The following is a 20,909-nucleotide window of genomic DNA, read 5'->3' as shown; positions in this document are numbered from 1 at the left end:
CGGCTACTGGGAAGGACGGCCCACCCCCCATGCCCGCTGACCTCGCCGTCATCGGCCTCGGCCACCACGGACTCCCCCTGGCCCAGGCCGCCACCGCCGCAGGCATCGACACCATCGGCTACGACACCGACCCCCGCCCCGTCGCCGAACTCGCCGCCGGCCGCTCCCCGGTCGACGGCTCGCTCACCGCCCCCGAGATCCGCCGGATGCTCTCGGGGGGCTTCCGGCCGACCACCAACCCCGCCGAGCTCGGCCGGGTCCGCACCGCAGTCCTCTGCGCCCCGACCTCCCCCGGCCCCGACCGCACCCTCGACCTCACCGCCGTCACCGACGCCGCCCGCGCCCTCGCCGCCCGACTGCGCCCCCACACCACCGTCCTCCTGGAGTCCCCGGTCCCCCCGGGCACCACCGAGGGCCACCTCCGCGAGGTCCTGGAGGCGGGCTCGGGCCTGAGCGCCGGGCGCGACTTCCACCTCGCGTACTCCCCCGGCCGCCTCGACCCCGGCAGCCGCACCCACGGCTACGCCGGCACGCCCAAGGTCATCGGCGGCCTCACCCCGGCCTGCACCGAGTCGGCGGCCGCCTTCTACGGCCGGCTCACCGACAAGGTGGTACGCGCGCGTGGCCCCCGCGAGGCGGAGACGGTCAAGCTCCTGGAGACCAACTTCCGGCACGTCAACATCGCCCTCGTCAACGAGATGGCGGTCCTCTGCCACGAACTCGGCGTCGACCTCTGGGACGTCATCCGCTGCGCGGAGACCAAGCCCTTCGGCTTCCAGGCCTTCCGCCCCGGCCCCGGCGTCGGCGGCCACGGCGTCCCCGTCGACACCGTCGGCGCCCACCGCCCGCTGCGCCTCGTCGAGCTCGCGGGACAGGTCAACGAGCGCATGCCGCAGTACGTCGTCCAGCGCGCCGCCACCCTCCTCAACGAGCACGGCAAGTCGGCCCGCGGCGCCCGGATCCTGCTGCTCGGCATCACGTACAAGCCCGACCTCCCCGACCGCCAGGGCTCCCCCGCCGACGAGATCGCCCGCCGCCTCATGGACCTGGGCGCGGCCGTCAGCTACCACGACCCCCACGTCCCCGACTGGCGCGTCCGCGAGCTCCCCGTCCCCCGCGCGGACTCCCTCTACGAGGCCGCCGCCCACGCCGACCTGACGATCCTGCTCCAGCACCACCGCACGTACGACCTCCAGGGCCTCTCGGTGAAGGCCCAGCTCCTCCTCGACACCCGCGGCGCCACCCCCGCCGGAGCGGCCCACCGGCTGTGAGAAGCAGAAAAGCCCCGCACCACCCGGTGCGGGGCTTTCCTGCAGGTCGTCAGCGCTTGTGCTGGGCGTCCGCGACCGTGACCTCGACGCGCTGGAACTCCTTGAGCTCGCTGTAGCCCGTCGTGGCCATCGCGCGGCGCAGGGCGCCGAAGAAGTTCATCGAGCCGTCCGGGGTGTGCGACGGGCCCGCGAGGATCTCCTCGGTGGTGCCGACGATGCCCAGGTCGACCAGCTTGCCGCGCGGCACGTCCTCGTGGACGGCCTCCATGCCCCAGTGGTGGCCCTTGCCGGGCGCGTCCGTGGCACGGGCCAGCGGGGAGCCGATCATCACGGCGTCGGCGCCGCAGGCGATCGCCTTCGGCAGGTCGCCGGACCAGCCCACGCCGCCGTCGGCGATGACGTGCACGTACCGGCCGCCGGACTCGTCCATGTAGTCGCGGCGGGCCGCGGCCACGTCGGCGACCGCGGTCGCCATCGGGACCTGGATGCCCAGGACGTTACGGGTGGTGTGCGCGGCGCCGCCGCCGAAGCCGACCAGGACACCCGCCGCGCCGGTGCGCATCAGGTGCAGGGCCGCGGTGTACGTGGCGCAGCCGCCGACGATGACCGGGACGTCCAGCTCGTAGATGAACTGCTTCAGGTTCAGCGGCTCGGCCGCGCCGGAGACGTGCTCGGCGGAGACCGTCGTGCCGCGGATGACGAAGATGTCCACGCCGGCGTCGACGACGGCCTTCGAGAACTGCGCGGTGCGCTGCGGGGAGAGCGCGGCGGCGGTGACGACACCGGAGTCGCGCACCTCCTTGATGCGCTGCCCGATCAGCTCCTCCTTGATCGGGGCGGCGTAGATCTCCTGCAGACGGCGGGTCGCGGTCGCCTCGTCCAGCTCGCCGATCTCGTCGAGGAGCGGCTGCGGGTCCTCGTACCGGGTCCAGAGACCCTCCAGGTTCAGGACGCCCAGGCCGCCCAGCTCGCCGATGCGGATGGCGGTCTGCGGCGACACGACCGAGTCCATCGGGGCGGCCAGGAACGGCAGCTCGAAGCGGTAGGCGTCGATCTGCCAGGCGATCGAGACCTCCTTCGGGTCCCGGGTGCGCCGGCTCGGGACGACGGCGATGTCGTCGAACGCGTACGCCCTGCGGCCGCGCTTGCCGCGCCCGATCTCGATCTCAGTCACGATGTGTGGCCTTTCCCTCTATGTCTGCGCCTACCAGTATCCCCGACACACGCCGGAGGGGCGGCTCCGGCCACATGCCGGAACCGCCCCCTCCGTCGCGCGCTGTTACTTCCTGCTGTAGTTCGGCGCCTCGACCGTCATCTGGATGTCGTGCGGGTGGCTCTCCTTGAGACCCGCCGAGGTGATCCGGACGAAGCGGCCGTTCGCCTGGAGCTCCGGCACCGTGCGCCCGCCGACGTAGAACATCGACTGGCGCAGACCGCCCACCAGCTGGTGGACGACGGCCGAGAGCGGGCCGCGGTAGGGCACCTGGCCCTCGATGCCCTCGGGGACGAGCTTCTCGTCGGAGGCGACGCCCTCCTGGAAGTAGCGGTCCTTGGAGAAGGAGCGCTGCTCGCCGCGGGACTGCATGGCGCCGAGCGAGCCCATGCCGCGGTACGACTTGAACTGCTTGCCGTTGATGAAGAGCAGCTCGCCCGGGGACTCCTCGCAGCCCGCGAGCAGCGAGCCGAGCATCACCGTGTCGGCGCCCGCGACGAGGGCCTTCGCGATGTCGCCGGAGTACTGCAGACCGCCGTCGCCGATGACCGGGACGCCGGCCGCCTTCGCGGCGAGGGAGGCCTCGTAGATCGCGGTGACCTGCGGGACGCCGATGCCGGCGACCACGCGGGTGGTGCAGATGGAGCCCGGGCCGACACCGACCTTGATGCCGTCGACACCGGCGTCGATCAGCGCCTGGGCGCCATCGCGGGTGGCGACGTTTCCGCCGATGACGTCGACCGAGGCGTTCGACTTGATCTTGGCGACCATGTCGCCGACCAGGCGGGAGTGGCCGTGCGCGGTGTCGACGACGATGAAGTCGACGCCGGCCTCGATCAGGGCCTGGGCGCGCTCGTACGCGTCACCGGCGACACCGACGGCGGCGCCGACGAGCAGCCGGCCTTCCTTGTCCTTGGCGGCGTTCGGGTACTTCTCGGCCTTGACGAAGTCCTTGACCGTGATGAGGCCCTTGAGGATGCCCGCCTCGTCGACCAGCGGCAGCTTCTCGATCTTGTGGCGGCGCAGCAGCTCCATGGCGTCCACGCCGGAGATGCCGACCTTGCCGGTGACCAGCGGCATCGGGGTCATGACCTCGCGGACCTGGCGGCTGCGGTCCGACTCGAAGGCCATGTCGCGGTTGGTGACGATGCCGAGCAGCTTGCCGGCCGGGTCGGTCACCGGGACGCCGCTGATGCGGAACTTGGCGCAGATCGCGTCGGCCTCGGCGAGCGTCGCGTCCGGGTGGACCGTGATCGGGTCCGAGACCATGCCGGACTCGGAACGCTTCACCAGGTCGACCTGGTTCGCCTGGTCGGCGATGGAGAGGTTGCGGTGCAGCACACCGACACCACCCTGTCGCGCCATGGCGATCGCCATGCGGGACTCGGTGACCTTGTCCATCGCGGCGGAGAGCAGCGGGATGTTCACCCGCACGTTCTTCGAGATGTACGAGGCGGTGTCGATCTGGTCGGGCGCCATGTCGGACGCGCCCGGCAGCAGCAGCACGTCGTCGTAGGTCAGCCCGAGTGTCGCGAATTTCTCGGGCACTCCGTCGACGTTGGCAGTCATGACACCTTCCCAAATGGCCTTGATCGGTGCGGGATGTCCATGCTAACGGGCCTGAGCGGTGTCTCATTCCACGATCAAGATCACCGGGAAGCTTTGGACGTTCGCACGTGTACGAAAGGGATGACGGCGCCCGGCAAGGCTTACTGCTCGGCCAGTGCGCGCGGTCGGTCCTCTGCTCCGTCGTGCGCGCGGCGGGGTCGCCGCTCGGCACGTACGCGAGTCGGGGTCACTGCTCCGCCAGGGCCCGGAGCCGGCTGAGGGCGCGGTGCTGGGCGACCCGGACGGCGCCCGGGGACATGCCGAGCATCTGGCCGGTCTCCTCGGCGGTCAGTCCGACCGCGACCCGCAGCACGAGCAGTTCGCGCTGGTTCTCCGGGAGGTTGGCGAGCAGCTTCTTGGCCCACTCGGCGTCGTCGCTGAGCAGGGCGCGCTCCTCGGGGCCGAGGGAGTCGTCGGGCCGCTCGGGCATCTCGTCGGAGGGAACGGCCGTGGACCCGGGGTGCCGCATGGCGGCGCGCTGGAGGTCCGCGACCTTGTGTCCGGCGATGGCGAAGACGAAGGCCTCGAAGGGCCTGCCCGTGTCCTTGTAGCGCGGCAGCGCCATCAGGACGGCGACGCAGACCTCCTGGGCCAGGTCCTCGACGAAGTGCCGGGCGTCGCCCGGCAGCCGGTTGAGGCGGGTGCGGCAGTACCGCAGGGCGAGCGGGTGGACACGCGCGAGCAGGTCGTGCGTGGCCTGCGCGTCGCCGTCGACCGCGCGGTGCACGAGCGCACCGATCTCCCCCTGCCCGGCAGGCATGGGGGTACCCACGGTCTCGTCGTCGCGCATCGCTCCATGGTGCCCCGACGCCTCCGCGTTCGTGGCACCGCGTCCGTAGTTGTGCACCGAAGCGTTATGAGCAGGTGCGCCGGCACTCATCTCCCGCGCCCCCTCCTCCCGCTCGATCGACTCGTCCCCGAGGAACTCCACATCTCAAGGATGCGGCATTCCGCGGGGAAGTGACACAAGCCCGCCCCGTCCACCCCACGACGGACGCGGGCGAGGACGGGGAGAGGGCAGGTGACCTGCGATTCAGCGGACCAGGCCCCAGCGGAATCCGAGCGCGACGGCATGCGCCCGGTCGGAGGCGCCCAGCTTCTTGAAGAGGCGCCGGGCGTGCGTCTTGACCGTGTCCTCGGAGAGGAAGAGCTCGCGCCCGATCTCCGCGTTGGACCGGCCGTGGCTCATGCCTTCGAGGACCTGGATCTCGCGCGCGGTGAGGGTGGGCGCGGCGCCCATCTCGGCCGAACGGAGGCGGCGCGGGGCGAGCCGCCAGGTCGGGTCGGCGAGCGCCTGGGTGACCGTGGCCCGCAGCTCGGCGCGCGAGGCGTCCTTGTGCAGGTAGCCACGGGCGCCCGCGGCGACCGCGAGGGCGACGCCGTCGAGGTCCTCGGCGACCGTGAGCATGATGATGCGGGCGCCGGGGTCCGCGGAGAGCAGCCGGCGGACGGTCTCCACGCCGCCCAGACCGGGCATGCGTACGTCCATCAGAATCAGGTCCGAGCGGTCCGCGCCCCAGCGGCGGAGGACTTCCTCGCCGTTGGCCGCGGTGGTCACGCGCTCGACGCCGGGCACGGTCGCGACCGCCCGACGGAGCGCCTCTCGGGCAAGCGGGGAGTCGTCGCAGACGAGGACGGATGTCATGCCTGACCTCCGCGGCTCTCGCAGCTGTTGCGCGTCACCTTGAGCCTCCAGGGCTGTACGTATCGTCACCTGTGCGGTTGACGCTCTCGGACGTTTGCCCGATCGCTTGTTCCTTCAACCGCCTCCGCACTCTCAACGACGGTCACTCGAAAGAGTTACGGGTCGGACGGCGTCTTCGGCACTCTACGTGAGGAGTCGTGCGCGGAGGAGAGTGTCGCAGGTCGTTCGTCCCAACATCAAAAGGTATGCCCCATTTAGCGGGTTTTCTTCCCTTTTCGCAGTGTCTGTGGCTAGATTCGCAATGAGTCATATTTACATCTACTTCGACAGTAGGTGTAGCTACCGGACCTGTCGGGACCCGAGGAGCCCCGGCGATCAGCCATCCACCCGCCCACCTATCCGTTCGACACGGTTTCAAGGGGACAAGCGCAATGGCAGATTTCTCCCGCCTTCCCGGACCCAACGCCGATCTGTGGGACTGGCAACTCCTCGCGGCCTGCCGCGGGGTCGACAGCTCCCTGTTCTTCCACCCCGAGGGAGAGCGCGGCGCGGCACGGAGTGCGCGTGAGAACTCGGCGAAAGAGGTCTGCATGCGGTGCCCGGTGCGCGCGGAGTGCGCGGCACACGCACTCGCCGTGCGGGAGCCCTACGGCGTATGGGGCGGCCTCACCGAGGACGAACGCGAAGAGCTCATGGGACGCGCGCGCAATCGCCTGATCACGACGGCGCCGGCCTCCCCGCCGGCCACGTCCGCCGCGTCCGTCACACCCATGACATCTATGACATCCCTCGGGGAACGTATGTGAAGGAACGTTTCTTCAGTGGGCTGAGAACCACCTGAACGGACCCGCGCGCCCGCGCGCCCTACGCGCGCGTGGCGGCGCGGATCAGTTCGTCGAGCGTGGCGGCGACGGCCGGGACCTGCGCGAGGTCCGGCAGCGTCAGGGCCACGATCTCCCGCTCCACGGCCGGCTCCACGGCCACGGTCCGCGCCCCCTTGGGCCGTACGGACTCGATGGCCAGCTCCGGCAGGACGGCGACGCCCAGACCGGCGCCGACCAGGCCCACCACGGCCGGGTAGTCGTCGGTGGCGAAGTCGATGCGGGGGGTGAAGCCCGCGTCCTCGCACACGTCCACGAGCTGGCGGCGGCAGCGCGGACAGCCCGCGATCCAGGGCTCGTCGGCGAGTTCCGCGATGCCGACCGAGCCGGCCCCGGCGAGCCGGTGGCCCTCGGGCACCAGGCCGACGAGCCGGTCGGCGAGCAGCGGGCGGACCACCAGGTCGTCCCACTCGGCCTGCCCCGCCCCGTACCGGAAGGCGAGCGCGATGTCGCAGTCGCCCTCGCGGAGCATCTCGATCGAGCGCGGCGGCTCGGCCTCGACGAGGGAGACCCGGGTGCCGGGGTGCGCGGCCCGCAGCGCGGCGAGCGCGGTCGGCACGAGCGTGGAACTGCCGCTCGGGAAGGAGACGAGCCGTACCCGGCCCGCCCGGAGCCCGGCGATGGCGGCGACCTCCTCCTCGGCGGCGGTCAGCCCGGCGAGGATGCCGGAGGCGTGGCGCACCAGGACCTCGCCGGCCTGGGTGAGGCGCATCTCGCGTCCCGTGCGGATCAGCAGCGGCGTGCCGGCGGAGGCTTCGAGGGCCTTCATCTGCTGGCTGACGGCGGGCTGGGTGCAGCCGAGTTCGCGCGCGGCGGCCGAGAAGGAGCCGGTGGCGGCGACGGCGCGCAGGACGCGGAGGTGGCGTGCCTCGATCATGCGTCCAGCATAAGCGACTCTTGGGTGAAGCTTCCTATTCTTGCGAGCGCCTTTGAGATCGGCGCCCGTACAGTGCCCGCATGACCTTGCTGAGCGTGAATGTGGGCCGCGCCAGGCCCGTGGAGTACACCGACGCCGCCTCGGGGATGACGGGCATCGACAAGCGGCCCGTGGAGGGTCCCGTACGGATCGAGGCGCCGGGCGCGCCCGGTGTCGGGGCGAGCGGGGTCGCCGGCGACGCGGTCTGCGACCTGCGCTTCCACGGCGGCGACGACCGGGCGGCGTACGCCTTCGCCCGGGAGGACATGGACCTGTGGGAGCGGGAGCTCGGCCGCGAGCTGGCCAACGGCTCCTTCGGCGAGAACCTCACCACCCGAGGCCTCGACGTGAACGGCGCCCTGATCGGCGAGCGGTGGCGGATCGGCGAGGAGGTGGTCCTGGAGGTGACCGGCGGTCGCATCCCGTGCCGTACCTTCGCCGGTTTCGTCGAGGAGAAGGGCTGGGTGAAGCGGTTCACGCAGTCCGAGGCCGGGCCCGGCGCGCTGCTGCGGGTGATCGTGCCGGGCGAGGTGCGGGCGGGCGATCCGATCACGGTGGTGCACCGGCCGGACCACGACATCACGGCGGCGCTGCTGCACCGCGCCGCGACCACCGAACGCGCCCTGCTGCCCGGCACGTTGGTGGCCGCGGAGTGGATGGAGTCCGGACTCCTGGCGCTCGCCCGCCAGTACAAGGAGAAGTACGCCAAGTCGTAGCGGGGGGACGGGGCACTAGGTTGCCCGTATGACGACTGCACTGATTACGGGCGCCACCGCGGGCATCGGGGCCGCCTTCGCACGGAGACTGGCGGCGGACGGCCACGACGTCGTGCTCGTGGCCAGGGACGTGAAGCGGCTCCGGGAGCAGGCGACCGAGCTGCACGACCGGCACGGCGTCGAGGCCGAGGTGCTCGCGGCGGACCTCTCCGAGGAGCACGGCATCGCCGCCGTCGAGGCCCGGCTCTCGGACCCGAAGCAGCCGGTGGACATGCTGGTGAACAACGCCGGCTTCGGCAACAAGGGCCGTTTCCTCGAGGTCTCCATGGCCGACGAGCTGAAGATGCTGACGGTGCACTGCGAGGCGGTGCTGCGGCTGACCTCGGCGGCCGCCGCCGCCATGAAGGGCCGCCACCGGGGCGCCGTGGTGAACGTGGCGTCGGTGGCGGCCTTCGTGCCCCGCGGCACCTACGGCGCCTCCAAGGCCTGGGTCGTGCAGTTCACCCAGGGCGCGGCGCGGGACCTCGCGGGCAGCGGGGTGCGGCTGATGGCGCTCTGCCCCGGCTTCGTACGGACCGAGTTCCACGAGCGGGCCGGGATGGGCACGGACAACATCCCGGGCTGGATGTGGCTCGACGCGGACAAGCTGGTGACGGCCGCCCTCCAGGACCTGGAGCGGGGGAAGACCCTGTCGATCCCGGACCCCCGCTACAAGGCCCTCATGGGTGTGGTGAAGCTGGCGCCGCGCGGCCTGCTCGGCGGGGTGTCGTCGAAGGCGGGCCGCAAGTACGGCCCGGAGTAGGGCTCGCTACAGCCCCGGTCCCTCGTACGCCCCGATGTTGGGAGCCTCCGTCGCCGGCACGGCGTTCCCGAACCAGTCCCTGCCGCCGTTGTCCGCGATCGGCGTTCCGGCGGACAGGGCCGGGGAGCCGGCGGCCAGCCGCAGGTCGGGGCGGAGCAGCGGGTCGGCGTCGAGGCCACCGGGGTTGGGGCGGGTCATGGTGATGCCGTGGAAGAGGTTGTGCGAGAAGGAGAGCCCGGGCGTGGGGTTCTTGAAGGCGTAGCCGCCGCTCGCGCCCTCGTTGACGAAGATGTTGTTGCGGATCGACAGCTCGTGCCGGGTGGTGGCTGGGCTGCCGGCGTCGTCCTGGACGAGGTGGCCGGGACGGACGGTCCTGTTCACGAAGGTGTTGTTGTGGATCTGCGTGTTCAGGATGGGGCCCCAGCAGTTCTGGATCAGGCGGGCACCGTCGTCGACGCTGAGGTTGTAACGGACCAGCGTGTCGAGGGTCTTGGCGCCGCTGTAGGGGCAGATCAGCAGGAAGCCGCCGGCGTTGTCGTGGCTGTGGTTGTACTGGAGGACCGTGCCCTTCGAGGCCCCGTCGGCGTCGAAGGACATGCCGTCCTTGGTGTTCCCGCCGCCGGAGACCTCGTTGTACTCGATGACGGTGTCGTCGGTGTTGAAGGTCCAGATGCCGGCGTTGGCGGCCTTGGAGCGGAGCTGGAAGCCGTCGAGCCTGTTGTGGTCGATCCGGGCGCCGGCGGTCGTGTCGATCTTGATGCCGTCGCCGGCGAGTGAGGTCAGGGTGTTGTGGTGGATCCGGACGTTCAGGCTCGGGGTCCAGGCTCCGGGGTAGACGTTCGGGTCCTGCTGGTTGCCGACCAGATCGCGCTTGGAGAAGCGCGACTTGAAGTAGATGCCCTCGCGGTCGACGTCCCGGATGTCGTTGTGGTGGATCTCCAGGCCGTCGTACCGGCTGGGGACGGTCGTTCCCTCGACGGCGATGTGGATCGCGCTGGAGCCGGTGATGGTCTTGAAGTCGCCGCCGCGCACGTCGTGGATCGACAGGTGGTCGATCGTGATGCCCCGGGCGACGCCGAAGTCGGCGAGGCGGAGCCGGACACCGTTGCGTTCGGTGCCGGGGGCGGCGGCGTTGGTGATCTCCAGGCGGGTGAGGCGCAGGTACTGGCTGTCGGCGAGGAGTACGGCGTCGTGGGCGCCGTTCCCGTCGATGACGGCGCGTCCGGCCGCGTCCCCGTAGTCGGCGATGGTGAAGGGGTGGGCGGCGGAGCCCGAGCCCTGGGGGCTCAGGGTGCCGGTGCAGGTGGTGCCGCGCTTGAACAGGAGGCGGTCGCCGGGCCCGTAGGGGTGGGCGTTGGCCTCGGCAAGGGTGGTCCAGGGGTGCTGGACGGAGCCGTCGCCGGCTTCGGCCGCGGAGCAGTCGACGTAGTGGCGGTCGCCGGGCGGGGACGCGGCCCGGGCCGGGGCGGCCGCGAGCAGGGACAGCGTGAGGGCGGCGAGCGCGGTGTACGTACGGCGCTGGGTCACAGATCCTCCGAATCGGGGGCTTCGAGGGCTTCGAGCTCTTCGAGATCGAGGTGTGCGGTGGTGCCGTTCTGCCAGGTCACGGTGAGCGTGTGGGGGCCGGTGACCCGGACGTGTGCGAGGTCCGACACGGGGGCGGGGTCGGGTGCGGCGGTGAGGGAGGCGAGGGCCACGAAGAGCGTGGCGGGGCCGCGGGTGGTGCCGTGCAGGGCGAGGGTGCGGCTGCCGGGGCCCTGAAGGGTCTGGCCGGTGGGGAGTTCCGCGGCTTCGGGGCGGTAGCCGTGGACCGGGTGGAGCTGCGCGTGCGGGCCGTCGGGGGTGACGGCCCAGCCGGTCTGCCGTACGGGGGTCCCTTCCGGGGCGCCGAGGACGAGGTGGGCGCGGAGTTCGGCGCGGCCGTGGACGAGGGTCGCGGAGAGGACCCGGACGCCGGGCAGCGGGTGGTGGCGGGAGGCGGCCCGGTCGGGCCCTGTGGTGAGCGGGACGGCGGGGCCCCGGGTGGTGGCCCGTCCTTCGACGAGCAGGGCGAAGTGGTTGTCGGCGGTTCCCGTAGCGGGTCCCGTACGGGTGGAGTAGGCGTGGCGGGCGTAGCCGGGGTCGTCCTCCTCGCCCGGCGCGCTGTGGACGTGGTTGCTGCCGTGGTTGTGGAGGCGTACGAGCCCGTCGGCGGCGGTGGTCTGGACGAGCAGTCCGGCGGGGGCGACGGGGAGGACGGTGTCGGCGTGTTCGGCGGGCAGGGGTTCCTCGGGGTCGGTCCAGGCGCGGTGGCCGGCGGGCAGGAGGAGGCCGAGGAAGCCCTTGGACGCCCAGTAGGGGGAGCCGGGGCCCGAGTACTCCTGGACGAGCGGCGGGTGGGGGCCGTGCCAGCCGAGGGTGAGGAGCCCGCGCTCGTCGGTGGCGCCGCGGTCGAGGAAGTACCGCAGGGTGCCGGAGGCGAGGCGGCGGGTGGCGCCGGGGGTGAGCGGGGTGTGGCCGGTGAGGGTGCCGAGCCAGGGGGCGGCGGCCGCGGCGAAGCGGTAGATCAGGGACCGCCCGTACGGGACGGGGGCGCCGTTCGCGTCGAAGAGGTGCACGTAGGTGTCGAGGTGGGCGCGGAGCCGGGGGCCGTACCGGTCGAGGAGGTCCTGGTCGCCGGAGAGGTGGGCGTGGAGGACGGGGTAGAAGTGCAGGGCCCAGGCGTTGTAGTGGTCGAAGGCGCGGTTGTCTCCGTCGCTGTACCAGCCGTCGCCGAGATACCAGTCCTCGATCCGGGCGAGGGAGCGGTCGATCGTGGCGGCGGCGCGGTCGGTCTCGACGCCGGCGTCCTGGAGGAAGCCGGCGACGGTGAGGCCGAAGAGCCACCAGTTGTTGTCGACGGGTGAGGGGCCGAGGGCGGGCAGGAGCCAGTCGGCGACCTGCCGTCGGGTGCGGTCGTCGAGACGGTCCCAGAGCCAGGGGCGGGTGAGGCGGAGGCCGAGGGCGATCGAGGCCGATTCGACGATCGCCTGGCGGGTTCCGGCCATCGGGGGCCAGGAGTCCTCGTCCTCCCGTCCCGGCTTCTCGCTCCCGGCCGCGAGGCCCTCGGCGTACCGGTCGAGGTGGCCGAGGGGGTCCGCGCCGTGGGCGCCCGCGACGCGGAGGGCGGCGAGGAGGAAGGTGCGGGCCCAGCCCTCCAGGCCGTCGGAGCGGGGGCCGGACCAGCTGGGGCGGGGGCCGGGGAGGTCGATGAGGCCGCCTCCGGGGGAGGCGAAGGGGCGTACGTCCAGGAGGAGCCGGTCGGCCGTGGCCTCCCAGTGGGCACGGGTCCAACCGGTGTACGGGCTGAGCTCACGGTTCTCGGGCGGCGTGGGCATGATGCTCCCTGGGGTTCCCTGGGACGTCTGCGTCGCCGGGAATCCTGAACAGACTCCGATCGAACGTCAAGACAATCGGAGCGAATGATCGAAACTCCTGTCGTTCGATCATTTCTGGAGCTAGGCTCGACGGACCACCACCACCGCGAGGGGGAACTGCGCCGTGCGCGAGAGTGCTGCCGAACGACACGACCGACTGCTGGCCCTGGTGCGCGAGCGCGGCACCGCCCGCGTCTCCGAACTGGCCGAACGCCTCGGGGTCTCCCCCGTCACCGCCCGCCGGGACGTCGAGGTCCTGGCCGGCCGGGGCCTGCTCGACCGGGTGCACGGCCAGGTCTCCTGGCCGCAGCGGGGGGCCGCCGGCGGCGGACGCTCCGGCGAGGGCCTGGTCCTCGGCCTGCTCGTGCCCTCCGCCACGTACTACTTCGCCGAGGTCATCCGGGGGGCGCACGAGGCGGCGGCCCGCGCCGGGGCGCGGCTCGTGCTGCGGATCTCCGACTACCGGCCGGAGGAGGACCGCGCCCGCACCGAGGGCCTCCTCGCGGCGGGCGCCGAGGGCGTCCTCGTCGCGCCCGGCTGGCGCGGACTGCCCGAGGACCGGCTCGCGTACGGCGACTGGCTGGCCGAACTGCCCGTGCCGGCCGTGCTCCTGGAGCGCCGCGCCGCGCCCGGCAGCCCGCTCGACGGCCTGGACCGGGTCGCCTCCGACCACGCCCACGGCGTGCTGCTCGCCCTGCGCCATCTGCTCTCGCTCGGCCACGCGACGCCGCTGCTCGTGGCCCGCCGGGACTCCCCGACCGCGTTCGCCGTGCGCGCGGGCTACGCCGAGGCGCTGGGCACGCTGGGCCTCAAGGAGCCGCGCCCGGTCATCGAGTCCGTACCGGCGGAGGCGGACCCGGAGGGCTTCGAGCGGGCGGTGCGGGCGCTGCACGAGGCGGTGGGCTCGGGCCTGGCGAGCGCGGCCCTGGTCCACAACGACGTGGACGCGATCGAGATCGTGCAGCGCCTGGCCGAGCTGGGCGTGCGGGTCCCGGAGGACCTGGCCGTGATCGCGTACGACGACGAGGTCGCCGCCCTCGCCGACACCCCGCTGACGGCGGTCGCCCCGCCGAAGCGCCAGGTGGGCCGGCACGCCACGGAACTCCTGGTGGAGCGGCTCACGGAGGCCCCCGACGAGGACGCGGCGCGGCGCCATCTGAGCCTGCTGCCGTGGCTGCGGGTACGGGCCTCGTGCGGGGCGAGCACGACACCCTCGCTTTGATCTTTTTTCGATCAATCAATCTTTCGCTCTTGACTTCGGTCATGAACGGTCACAGGATCACGGCCACAACCACCCAGCCGCCCCGCCCTCAGGAGCCGTGCCGTGACCCGTACCTGGAGCAGAACGTCCCGCGTCATAGCCGGCACCGCCACCGCCCTGGCCGTCCTCACGGCCTGCGGCGGCGGCGGTGACGACACCGCAAACAAGCCGAACGGCCCCGTGACCATCACCTTCTGGGGCTGGGCCAAGGGCTCCAAGGACGTCGTGGACGCCTTCAACGCCTCCCACACCGACATCCAGGTGAAGTTCGAGGAGATCCCCTCCGGCAACGCCGGCGGCTACGCCAAGATCTCCAACGCCGTGAAGGCGGGCAACGCCCCCGACCTGGTCTCCATCGAGTACGCCGCACTCCCCGAGTTCGTGAGCTCCGGAGCCCTCCAGGACATCGGCGACCAGTTCACCGAGGCCGACCGCGCCAAGCTCCTCCCGCAGTCCGTCGAACTCACCACCCTCGGCGGGAAGTCCTGGGCCGTCCCCTTCGACGCCGCCCCACAGGCCTTCTTCTACCGCAAGGACCTCTTCGCGAAGTACAAGGTCGAGGTCCCCACCACCTGGGACGCGTTCAAGAAGGCCGCCGAGCAGGTCAAGAAGGCCGACGCCAAGGCCCGTATCGCCACCTTCTTCCCCGACGACCCGGCCACCTTCGAGGCCCAGGTCTGGCAGGCCGGAGGCCAGTGGTTCAAGGCCGAGAACGACACCTGGAAGATCAACACCACCGACCCGGCCACCACCAAGGTCACCGCCTACTGGCAGGGCCTCCTCGACGCCGACCTCGTCCACAAGGACGCCTCCTTCAGCCCCGAATGGGTCGGCTCCCTCAAGAACGGCACCACCGTCGGCTACCTCGGCGCCTCCTGGGGCGCGGGCGTCCTCAAGGGCAACGTGCCCGAGATGGGCGGCAAGTGGGCCGTCGCCCCCATCCCCACCTGGGACAGCAAGCCCGCCAGCGGCATGCTCGGCGGCACCTCCTTCGCCGTCACCAAGGACAGCAGGCAGAAGGCCGCGGCCGTCACCTTCGCCGAGTGGATGTCCACCACCGAGGCGGGCGTGAAGGCCCGGATCGCCTCCGGCACCTCCTCCGCCTTCCCGGCCGCCGCGTCCCTGCGCCCGGTCGCCAAGAAGGCCTTCGACGCGAGCTTCTACAGCGGCCAGGACATCTACACCCTCTTCGAGGCCGCCGGCGCCTCCATCAACCCCGGCTGGTCCTGGGGCCCGACCTCCGGCACCACCAACACCGCGATCAAGGACGCGTTCGGCAAGCTCGCGAAGGGCGGTCCGTCCATCGCCGACGCCGTCAAGGCCGGCCACGACGCCACCGTCGCCGAACTCACCAAGCGCGGCCTGAAGGTCGAGGGCTGACCCGATGAAGGCCCGCACCCGCGCCGCCACCCTTCTGCTGACCCCCTTCTTCGTCCTCTTCACCGCGGTGATGGTGGTGCCGATCGGATACGCGGTCTGGCTCAGCCTCTTCACCGAGAAGCAGTCCGGACTGGGCTTCGGCGGCACCGAGACCGTCTTCACCGGCCTCGACAACTACACCGCGGCGCTGGGTGACCGGGCCTTCCTGGAGGGCTTCGGCGTCCTGCTCGGGTACTGCCTGCTCTACATCCCGCTGCTGCTCGCCGGGGCCCTCGGCCTCGCCCTCCTGCTCGACTCGGCGCTCGCCCGCGCCCGCCGCTTCTTCCAGCTCGCGCTCTTCCTGCCGCACGCCGTCCCCGGCATCATCGCCGCCCTGATCTGGGTCTACCTCTACACACCCCAGCTCAGTCCCGTCGTCCAGGCCATGGACGCCGGAGGCATCGGCTTCGACTTCTTCTCCCCCGAGGGCACCCTGCCGTCCGTCGTCAACATCGCCCTGTGGGAATGGCTCGGCTACAACATGGTCATCTTCTACGCCGCCCTCCAGGCCATCGACCGGTCCGTCATCGAAGCGGCCACCGTCGACGGCGCCGGCGCCTGGCGCATCGCCTTCGCCATCAAGGTCCCCCTCGTCAGGGCCTCCCTCGCCATGGTCGGCCTCTTCACGATCATCGGCTCCCTCCAGCTCTTCACCGAGCCGCTCATCCTCAACAAGGGCACCGGCTCCGCCGTCACCTCCACCTGGACGCCGAACATGTACGCCTACACCGCGGCCTTCGACCGCAACGACTACGGACTCGCCGCCGCGGCCTCCGTACTCCTCGCCCTGACGGCGGCGCTGCTCTCCTTCGCGGTCACCAGACTCACCGGGCGCCGGAAGGCGGGCACGGCACCGAAGCAGGCCCCGGCGCGCAAGCCCGCCGCGGCGCGGAAGGAGCAGACGGCATGAGCACCCGCACCCCGAGCAGATGGCTCTCGAAGACGGCCGTCAACGGCGCCCTCGTCCTCGCCGTCGTCTACATGCTCTTCCCCCTCGTCTGGCTGCTCACCGCCGCCACCAAGGACGCCGGAGGCCTCCTCGCCGGAGACGCCTTCTCCTTCGAGGGCTTCGACCTCGACGGCAACCTCTCCCGGCTCGCCGCGTACAGCGACGGCCTCTACTTCCACTGGTACGCCAACAGCCTGCTCTACGCCGGAGTCGGCGCCCTCGCCTGCTCCCTCATCAGCGTCGCCGCCGGATACGCCTTCCACGTCTACGACTTCCGGGGCAAGGAGAAGCTCTTCGGCCTCGTCCTCCTGGGCGTGCTCGTCCCCACCACCGCGCTCGCCCTGCCGATGTACCTCCTCGCCAGCGAGGTCGGCATCGTCAACACCTACTGGGCCGTGCTGATCCCCGTCCTCGTCAACCCCTTCGGCGTCTACCTCTCCCGGGTCTTCTGCGCCGGCTACATCCCCGACGAGGCCCTGGAGGCCGCCCGTATCGACGGGGCCGGCGAGATGCGCGTCTTCTGGTCCATCGGCCTGCGCATGGTCATGCCCGGCTTCGTGACCGTCTTCCTCTTCCAGTTCACCGCCGTATGGAACAACTTCTTCCTCCCCCTGGTGATGCTCTCGGACCAGAAGCTCTTCCCGCTGAGCCTCGGCCTGTACGCGTGGAACAGCAACGCCCACGCCGAACCCGACTACTACCCCCTCGTCGTCACCGGATCCCTGCTCGCCGTCGTCCCCCTCGTCGTCGCCTTCGTCTCCCTCCAGCGCCACTGGAAGGCCGGCCTGACGGCCGGCAGCGTCAAGTGAGGAGCACAGGTCCCACGATGCACCCGACCACTGACAACCGCCCGTCCCTCCTCCTCGCCATGGGCCCCGGGGTGGACGACCGCCTGCTCACCGGAGCCCACCGCGCCCGCCTGGCCCGCCTCACGCGGACCGACCCCCACCTGGTCGCCCACGACCTGACGGCCCCGGAGCCACGGGTCGCCGCCGCCCTGGCCGAGGCGGAGATCCTCCTGACCTGCTGGGGAGCGCCCCCGCTGACGACCGAGGTGCTGGCCCGCGCGCCCCGGCTGCGAGCCGTCGTCCACGCGGCGGGCTCGGTCAAACACCACATCACCGAAGCCTGCTGGGAGCGGGGCCTCCGGGTCACCTCGGCCGCCGCGGCCAACGCGCTGCCGGTCGCCGAGTACACCCTCGCCGCGATCCTCCTCGCCGGGAAGCGGGTCCTGCGCTCGGCCCAGCGGTACGCGGAACTCCGCACCGACGACGCCTGGCTCACCGAATCCACCCCGTGGGGCAACTACCGCCGCACGATCGGCATCGTCGGCGCCTCCCGCATCGGCCGCCGCGTCGTCGAACTCCTCCGCCCCTTCGACTTCGAGATCCTCCTGTACGACCCGTACGCGGACGCCCCGCCCCCCGGCGTGGAACTCGTCGGCCTCGACGAGCTGTGCGCCCGCAGCACGATCGTCTCGATCCACGCCCCGCAACTCCCCTCCACCCACGGCATGATCGGCGCGGCGCAGCTGGCGGCGATGCCGGACGGGGTGACCCTGATCAACACGGCCCGGGGCTCCCTCGTCGACGAGACGGCCCTCCTCCCCCACCTGCTCTCGGGCCGCCTCCACGCGATCCTCGACGTGACGGACCCGGAACTCCCCCCGTCGGAATCACCGTTGTGGACCCTCCCCAACGTCCTCCTCACCCCCCACGTCGCCGGCTCCCTCGGCAACGAACTCCACCGCATGGCGGACCAGGCGATCGAGGAGGTGGCCCGGTACGGGCGGGGGGAGCCGTTCGCGGAGGAGGTCCGGGCCTCGGATCTGACGCGCTCGGCGTAGCCGCCCGCCGGGCCCGTGCCGCCAGGGCACTCGGCCGGTACCGACCTAGACTGGAAAGGTCCTACCTGGGTCGGGAGGCGTCATGACTTTCGTGCAGATCATCGACTGCAAGACGAGCCGGGTCGAGGACCTGAACCGGCTCATGGACCGGTGGGTCGAGCAGACCAAGGGCAAGCGGACCGCGACGCACAGCATCGTCGGCAAGGACCGTTCCGATGCCTCGCACGTCGTGGAGATCGTCGAGTTCCCGTCGTACGACGTGGCCATGCAGAATTCGCAGCTCCCCGAGACCGACCGGATCTTCCGGGAGATGGTCGCGCTCTGTGACGAGATGCCGACCTTCACCGATCTGGACGTGGTCCGGGACGAGCAGATGTACAAGGCGGCCTCCCGCCGGGCCTTCGAGCTGATGGGGACCCCGGGGGAGCTGCCGCCGCTCGACGAGGTGTTCGCCGAGGGGTACCACGACCACGATCCGAGCAATCCGACCGACACGGTCGGCATGGACGCGCTGCGGCGCGAGGCCGAGATGTGGCGGGCGGCGTTCGACTTCACCTTCACCGTCGAGGACCAGATCGCCGACGGCGACCGGGTCTGCACCCGCTGGACCTGGAACGGCACCCATGTCGGCGACTTCATGGGCATCCAGCCGACGGGCATGGAGGTGAGCATGACCGGGATGGTCGTCCACCGCTTCCGGGAGGACGGCAAGGCCGTCGAGGGCTGGTGGCAGTACGACATGCTCGGGCTGATGGGGCAGCTCGGCGCCGTGGAGGCGTAGGGAAGCAGTGAGGCCCGGTGCCCCCGCGACGGGGGCACCGGGCCTCAGCTGTCAGCTACGAGCCTCAGTGGGAGTGGCCGTGACCGTGGCCGTGGCCGTGGTCCGCCGGCTCCTCTTCCTTCTTCTCCACCACGAGGGTCTCGGTGGTGAGGAGGAGGGAGGCGATCGAGGCGGCGTTCTCCAGGGCGGAGCGCGTCACCTTCACCGGGTCGATGACGCCGGCCTTGACCAGGTCGCCGTACTCGCCGGTCGCGGCGTTGAAGCCCTGGCCCTTGTCGAGCTCCGCCACCTTCGAGGTGATGACGTAGCCCTCGAGGCCGGCGTTCTCGGCGATCCAGCGCAGCGGCTCGACGGCGGCGCGGCGGACGACCGCGACACCCGTGGCCTCGTCGCCGGACTTGTCGAGGTTGCCCTCCAGGACCTTGACGGCGTGGACCAGAGCGGAGCCACCACCGGAGACGATGCCCTCCTCGACCGCGGCGCGGGTCGCGGAGATGGCGTCCTCCAGACGGTGCTTCTTCTCCTTCAGCTCCACCTCGGTGGCGGCGCCGACCTTGATCACGCACACGCCGCCGGCGAGCTTCGCGAGGCGCTCCTGGAGCTTCTCGCGGTCCCAGTCGGAGTCCGTGGACTCGATCTCGGCCTTGATCTGGCCGACGCGACCGGCGATGTCCTCGGCGTTGCCGCCACCGTCGACGATGGTGGTGGAGTCCTTGGTGATGGTCACGCGGCGGGCGGTGCCCAGCACGTCCAGACCGGCCTGGTCGAGCTTGAGGCCGACCTCCTCGGCGATGACGGTGGCACCGGTGAGGGTGGCCATGTCGCCGAGCATCGCCTTGCGGCGGTCACCGAAGCCGGGGGCCTTGACGGCCACGGCGTTGAAGGTGCCACGGATCTTGTTGACGACGAGGGTGGAGAGGGCCTCGCCCTCGACGTCCTCGGCGATGATCAGGAGCGGCTTGCTGGCGCCGGCCTGGATGACCTTCTCCAGGATGGGCAGCAGGTCCTGGATCGAGGAGATCTTGCCCTGGTTGATCAGGATGTACGGGTCGTCGAGGACGGCCTCCATACGCTCCTGGTCGGTGACCATGTACGGGGACAGGTAGCCCTTGTCGAAGGCCATGCCCTCGGTGAAGTCGAGCTCCAGGCCGAAGGTGTTGGACTCCTCGACGGTGATGACACCGTCCTTGCCGACCTTGTCCATCGCCTCGGCGATGAGCTCGCCGACCTGCTGGTCCTGCGCGGAGAGCGCGGCGACGGCGGCGATGTCGGACTTGTCCTCGATCGGGCGCGCGGTGGCGAGGAGCTCGTCGGAGACGGCCTTGACGGCGGCGTCGATGCCCTTCTTCAGGGCGGCCGGGGAGGCGCCGGCGGCGACGTTGCGCAGACCCTCGCGGACCAGGGCCTGGGCGAGCACGGTGGCGGTGGTGGTGCCGTCACCCGCGATGTCGTTGGTCTTGGTCGCCACCTCCTTCACGAGCTGGGCGCCGAGGTTCTCGTACGGGTCCTCGATCTCGACCTCGCGGGCGATCGTGACACCGTCGTTGGTGATGGTGGGGGCGCCGAACTTCTTGTCGATGACGACGTTGCGGCCCTTGGGACCGATCGTCACCTTCACCGTGTCGGCAAGCTTGTTGACGCCGCGCTCAAGGGCGCGACGGGCGTCCTCGTCGAACTTCAGGATCTTCGCCATGGGAGCGGTTCAGCCCTCTCGGAATGGGGTGGAACGAACTGCGCCCCCGGACGCCCGGTGCGGGGTCAAGGGGCGCAGCTCAAAGCATCTGCTTCAGATACTTCGGCGAATTACTTCTCGACGATCGCGAGCACGTCGCGAGCCGAGAGGACGAGGTACTCCTCGCCGTTGTACTTCACCTCGGTGCCGCCGTACTTGCTGTACAGCACGATGTCGCCGGTCTTGACGTCGAGCGGCAGACGCTCGCCGTTCTCGAAGCGGCCCGGGCCCACGGCCAGGACGACGCCCTCCTGGGGCTTCTCCTTGGCGGTGTCCGGAATGACCAGGCCAGAGGCGGTGGTCTGCTCGGCGTCGAGCGGCTGGACCACGATGCGGTCCTCGAGCGGCTTGATGGCAACCTTGGAGCTGGTGGTCGTCACGATCCGACCTCCCCCTTCGGAGATCTCACGGGGTTAACTGTCTGAGGTGGCGACCAGGTGGATCCGTCGTCGCGGGTGCCGGACCTGCCCGTCG

19 protein-coding genes are annotated in these 20,909 nt (G+C 71.2%); 10 read left to right on the top strand and 9 right to left on the bottom strand.

All coding sequences use genetic code 11. The annotated features are described in order from the left end of the window. Positions 1-29: 29 nt before the first annotated feature. Positions 30-1,271, top strand: a complete 1,242-nt coding sequence (locus tag AB5J54_RS24315) for a nucleotide sugar dehydrogenase (protein ID WP_369146011.1) — start codon at positions 30-32, stop codon at positions 1,269-1,271. A gap of 49 nt (positions 1,272-1,320) precedes the next feature. On the opposite strand, the gene AB5J54_RS24310 is transcribed toward AB5J54_RS24315, so the two are convergent. The 4 genes from AB5J54_RS24310 to AB5J54_RS24295 all read right to left on the bottom strand — a co-directional run bounded on the left by AB5J54_RS24310 (position 1,321) and on the right by AB5J54_RS24295 (position 5,737). Then, positions 1,321-2,445, bottom strand: coding sequence for a GuaB3 family IMP dehydrogenase-related protein (locus AB5J54_RS24310; RefSeq protein ID WP_369146010.1), 1,125 nt, complete (start codon positions 2,443-2,445; stop codon positions 1,321-1,323). A 105-nt stretch (positions 2,446-2,550) separates the two neighbouring features. Continuing rightward, positions 2,551-4,053 carry an IMP dehydrogenase gene (guaB, locus tag AB5J54_RS24305; RefSeq protein WP_369146009.1) on the bottom strand — a complete coding sequence of 501 codons (1,503 nt, stop codon included), beginning with the start codon at positions 4,051-4,053 and terminating at the stop codon, positions 2,551-2,553. Positions 4,054-4,279: 226 nt separating this feature from the next. Further along, positions 4,280-4,882 (bottom strand): sigma-70 family RNA polymerase sigma factor, encoded by a 603-nt coding sequence (locus AB5J54_RS24300; protein WP_308433031.1) that lies wholly within the window; start codon positions 4,880-4,882, stop codon positions 4,280-4,282. Positions 4,883-5,125: 243 nt separating this feature from the next. Next, positions 5,126-5,737, bottom strand: coding sequence for a response regulator transcription factor (locus AB5J54_RS24295; protein ID WP_003948568.1), 612 nt, complete (start codon positions 5,735-5,737; stop codon positions 5,126-5,128). A 431-nt stretch (positions 5,738-6,168) separates the two neighbouring features. Between AB5J54_RS24295 and AB5J54_RS24290 the strand changes: the two genes are divergently transcribed. Continuing rightward, on the top strand, positions 6,169-6,543 hold the full coding sequence (locus tag AB5J54_RS24290; RefSeq protein ID WP_369146008.1) for a WhiB family transcriptional regulator: 375 nt from the start codon (positions 6,169-6,171) through the stop codon (positions 6,541-6,543). A gap of 58 nt (positions 6,544-6,601) precedes the next feature. Here AB5J54_RS24290 and AB5J54_RS24285 read toward each other — a convergent pair whose 3' ends face one another. Next, positions 6,602-7,495 carry a LysR family transcriptional regulator gene (locus tag AB5J54_RS24285; protein ID WP_369146007.1) on the bottom strand — a complete coding sequence of 298 codons (894 nt, stop codon included), beginning with the start codon at positions 7,493-7,495 and terminating at the stop codon, positions 6,602-6,604. Between the two features lie 80 nt (positions 7,496-7,575). Here AB5J54_RS24285 and AB5J54_RS24280 point away from each other — a divergent pair, with 80 nt between their 5' ends. Both AB5J54_RS24280 and AB5J54_RS24275 read left to right on the top strand, forming a co-directional pair. Continuing rightward, a complete protein-coding gene (locus AB5J54_RS24280) occupies positions 7,576-8,250 on the top strand; it encodes an MOSC domain-containing protein (protein ID WP_369146006.1) in 675 nt (224 codons plus the stop codon). 28 nt (positions 8,251-8,278) lie between these two features. Beyond that, the gene (locus tag AB5J54_RS24275) at positions 8,279-9,052 is read left to right on the top strand and encodes an SDR family NAD(P)-dependent oxidoreductase (protein ID WP_369146005.1); all 774 of its coding nucleotides are present in this window, start codon (positions 8,279-8,281) and stop codon (positions 9,050-9,052) included. Between the two features lie 6 nt (positions 9,053-9,058). Here the strand turns inward: AB5J54_RS24275 and AB5J54_RS24270 are convergent, their stop codons facing one another. Both AB5J54_RS24270 and AB5J54_RS24265 read right to left on the bottom strand, forming a co-directional pair. Next, complete coding sequence (locus tag AB5J54_RS24270; RefSeq protein WP_369146004.1) at positions 9,059-10,579, bottom strand: right-handed parallel beta-helix repeat-containing protein; 1,521 nt, start codon at positions 10,577-10,579, stop codon at positions 9,059-9,061. Next, complete coding sequence (locus AB5J54_RS24265; protein ID WP_369146003.1) at positions 10,576-12,408, bottom strand: DUF2264 domain-containing protein; 1,833 nt, start codon at positions 12,406-12,408, stop codon at positions 10,576-10,578. Before AB5J54_RS24265 ends, AB5J54_RS24270 begins: the two co-directional genes overlap by 4 nt. A gap of 163 nt (positions 12,409-12,571) precedes the next feature. Between AB5J54_RS24265 and AB5J54_RS24260 the strand changes: the two genes are divergently transcribed. The 6 genes from AB5J54_RS24260 (at position 12,572) to AB5J54_RS24235 (ending at position 18,703) form a co-directional block, all read left to right on the top strand. Next, entirely contained in the window at positions 12,572-13,669 is a 1,098-nt protein-coding gene (locus tag AB5J54_RS24260; protein ID WP_369146001.1) for a substrate-binding domain-containing protein, read from the top strand. 102 nt (positions 13,670-13,771) lie between these two features. Next, positions 13,772-15,088 (top strand): ABC transporter substrate-binding protein, encoded by a 1,317-nt coding sequence (locus tag AB5J54_RS24255; protein WP_369146000.1) that lies wholly within the window; start codon positions 13,772-13,774, stop codon positions 15,086-15,088. Positions 15,089-15,092: 4 nt separating this feature from the next. Further along, positions 15,093-16,037 carry a carbohydrate ABC transporter permease gene (locus AB5J54_RS24250; RefSeq protein WP_369145999.1) on the top strand — a complete coding sequence of 315 codons (945 nt, stop codon included), beginning with the start codon at positions 15,093-15,095 and terminating at the stop codon, positions 16,035-16,037. After that, on the top strand, positions 16,034-16,885 hold the full coding sequence (locus AB5J54_RS24245) for a carbohydrate ABC transporter permease (RefSeq protein WP_369145997.1): 852 nt from the start codon (positions 16,034-16,036) through the stop codon (positions 16,883-16,885). Before AB5J54_RS24250 ends, AB5J54_RS24245 begins: the two co-directional genes overlap by 4 nt. 17 nt (positions 16,886-16,902) lie before the next feature. Next, entirely contained in the window at positions 16,903-17,922 is a 1,020-nt protein-coding gene (locus AB5J54_RS24240) for a hydroxyacid dehydrogenase (RefSeq protein WP_369145996.1), read from the top strand. Positions 17,923-18,004: 82 nt separating this feature from the next. After that, complete coding sequence (locus tag AB5J54_RS24235; RefSeq protein ID WP_369145995.1) at positions 18,005-18,703, top strand: ester cyclase; 699 nt, start codon at positions 18,005-18,007, stop codon at positions 18,701-18,703. A 64-nt stretch (positions 18,704-18,767) separates the two neighbouring features. Here AB5J54_RS24235 and groL read toward each other — a convergent pair whose 3' ends face one another. Both groL and groES read right to left on the bottom strand, forming a co-directional pair. Beyond that, positions 18,768-20,396: a chaperonin GroEL gene (gene groL, locus AB5J54_RS24230; RefSeq protein ID WP_369145994.1), complete on the bottom strand. Its 1,629-nt coding sequence runs from the start codon at positions 20,394-20,396 to the stop codon at positions 18,768-18,770. A gap of 110 nt (positions 20,397-20,506) precedes the next feature. Continuing rightward, positions 20,507-20,815 (bottom strand): co-chaperone GroES, encoded by a 309-nt coding sequence (gene groES, locus AB5J54_RS24225; protein ID WP_017239619.1) that lies wholly within the window; start codon positions 20,813-20,815, stop codon positions 20,507-20,509. Positions 20,816-20,909 lie beyond the last annotated feature (94 nt).

Source organism: Streptomyces sp. R44 (assembly GCF_041053105.1).
GTDB lineage: Bacteria > Actinomycetota > Actinomycetes > Streptomycetales > Streptomycetaceae > Streptomyces.
This window is presented reverse-complemented; position numbering and strand designations above follow the sequence as displayed.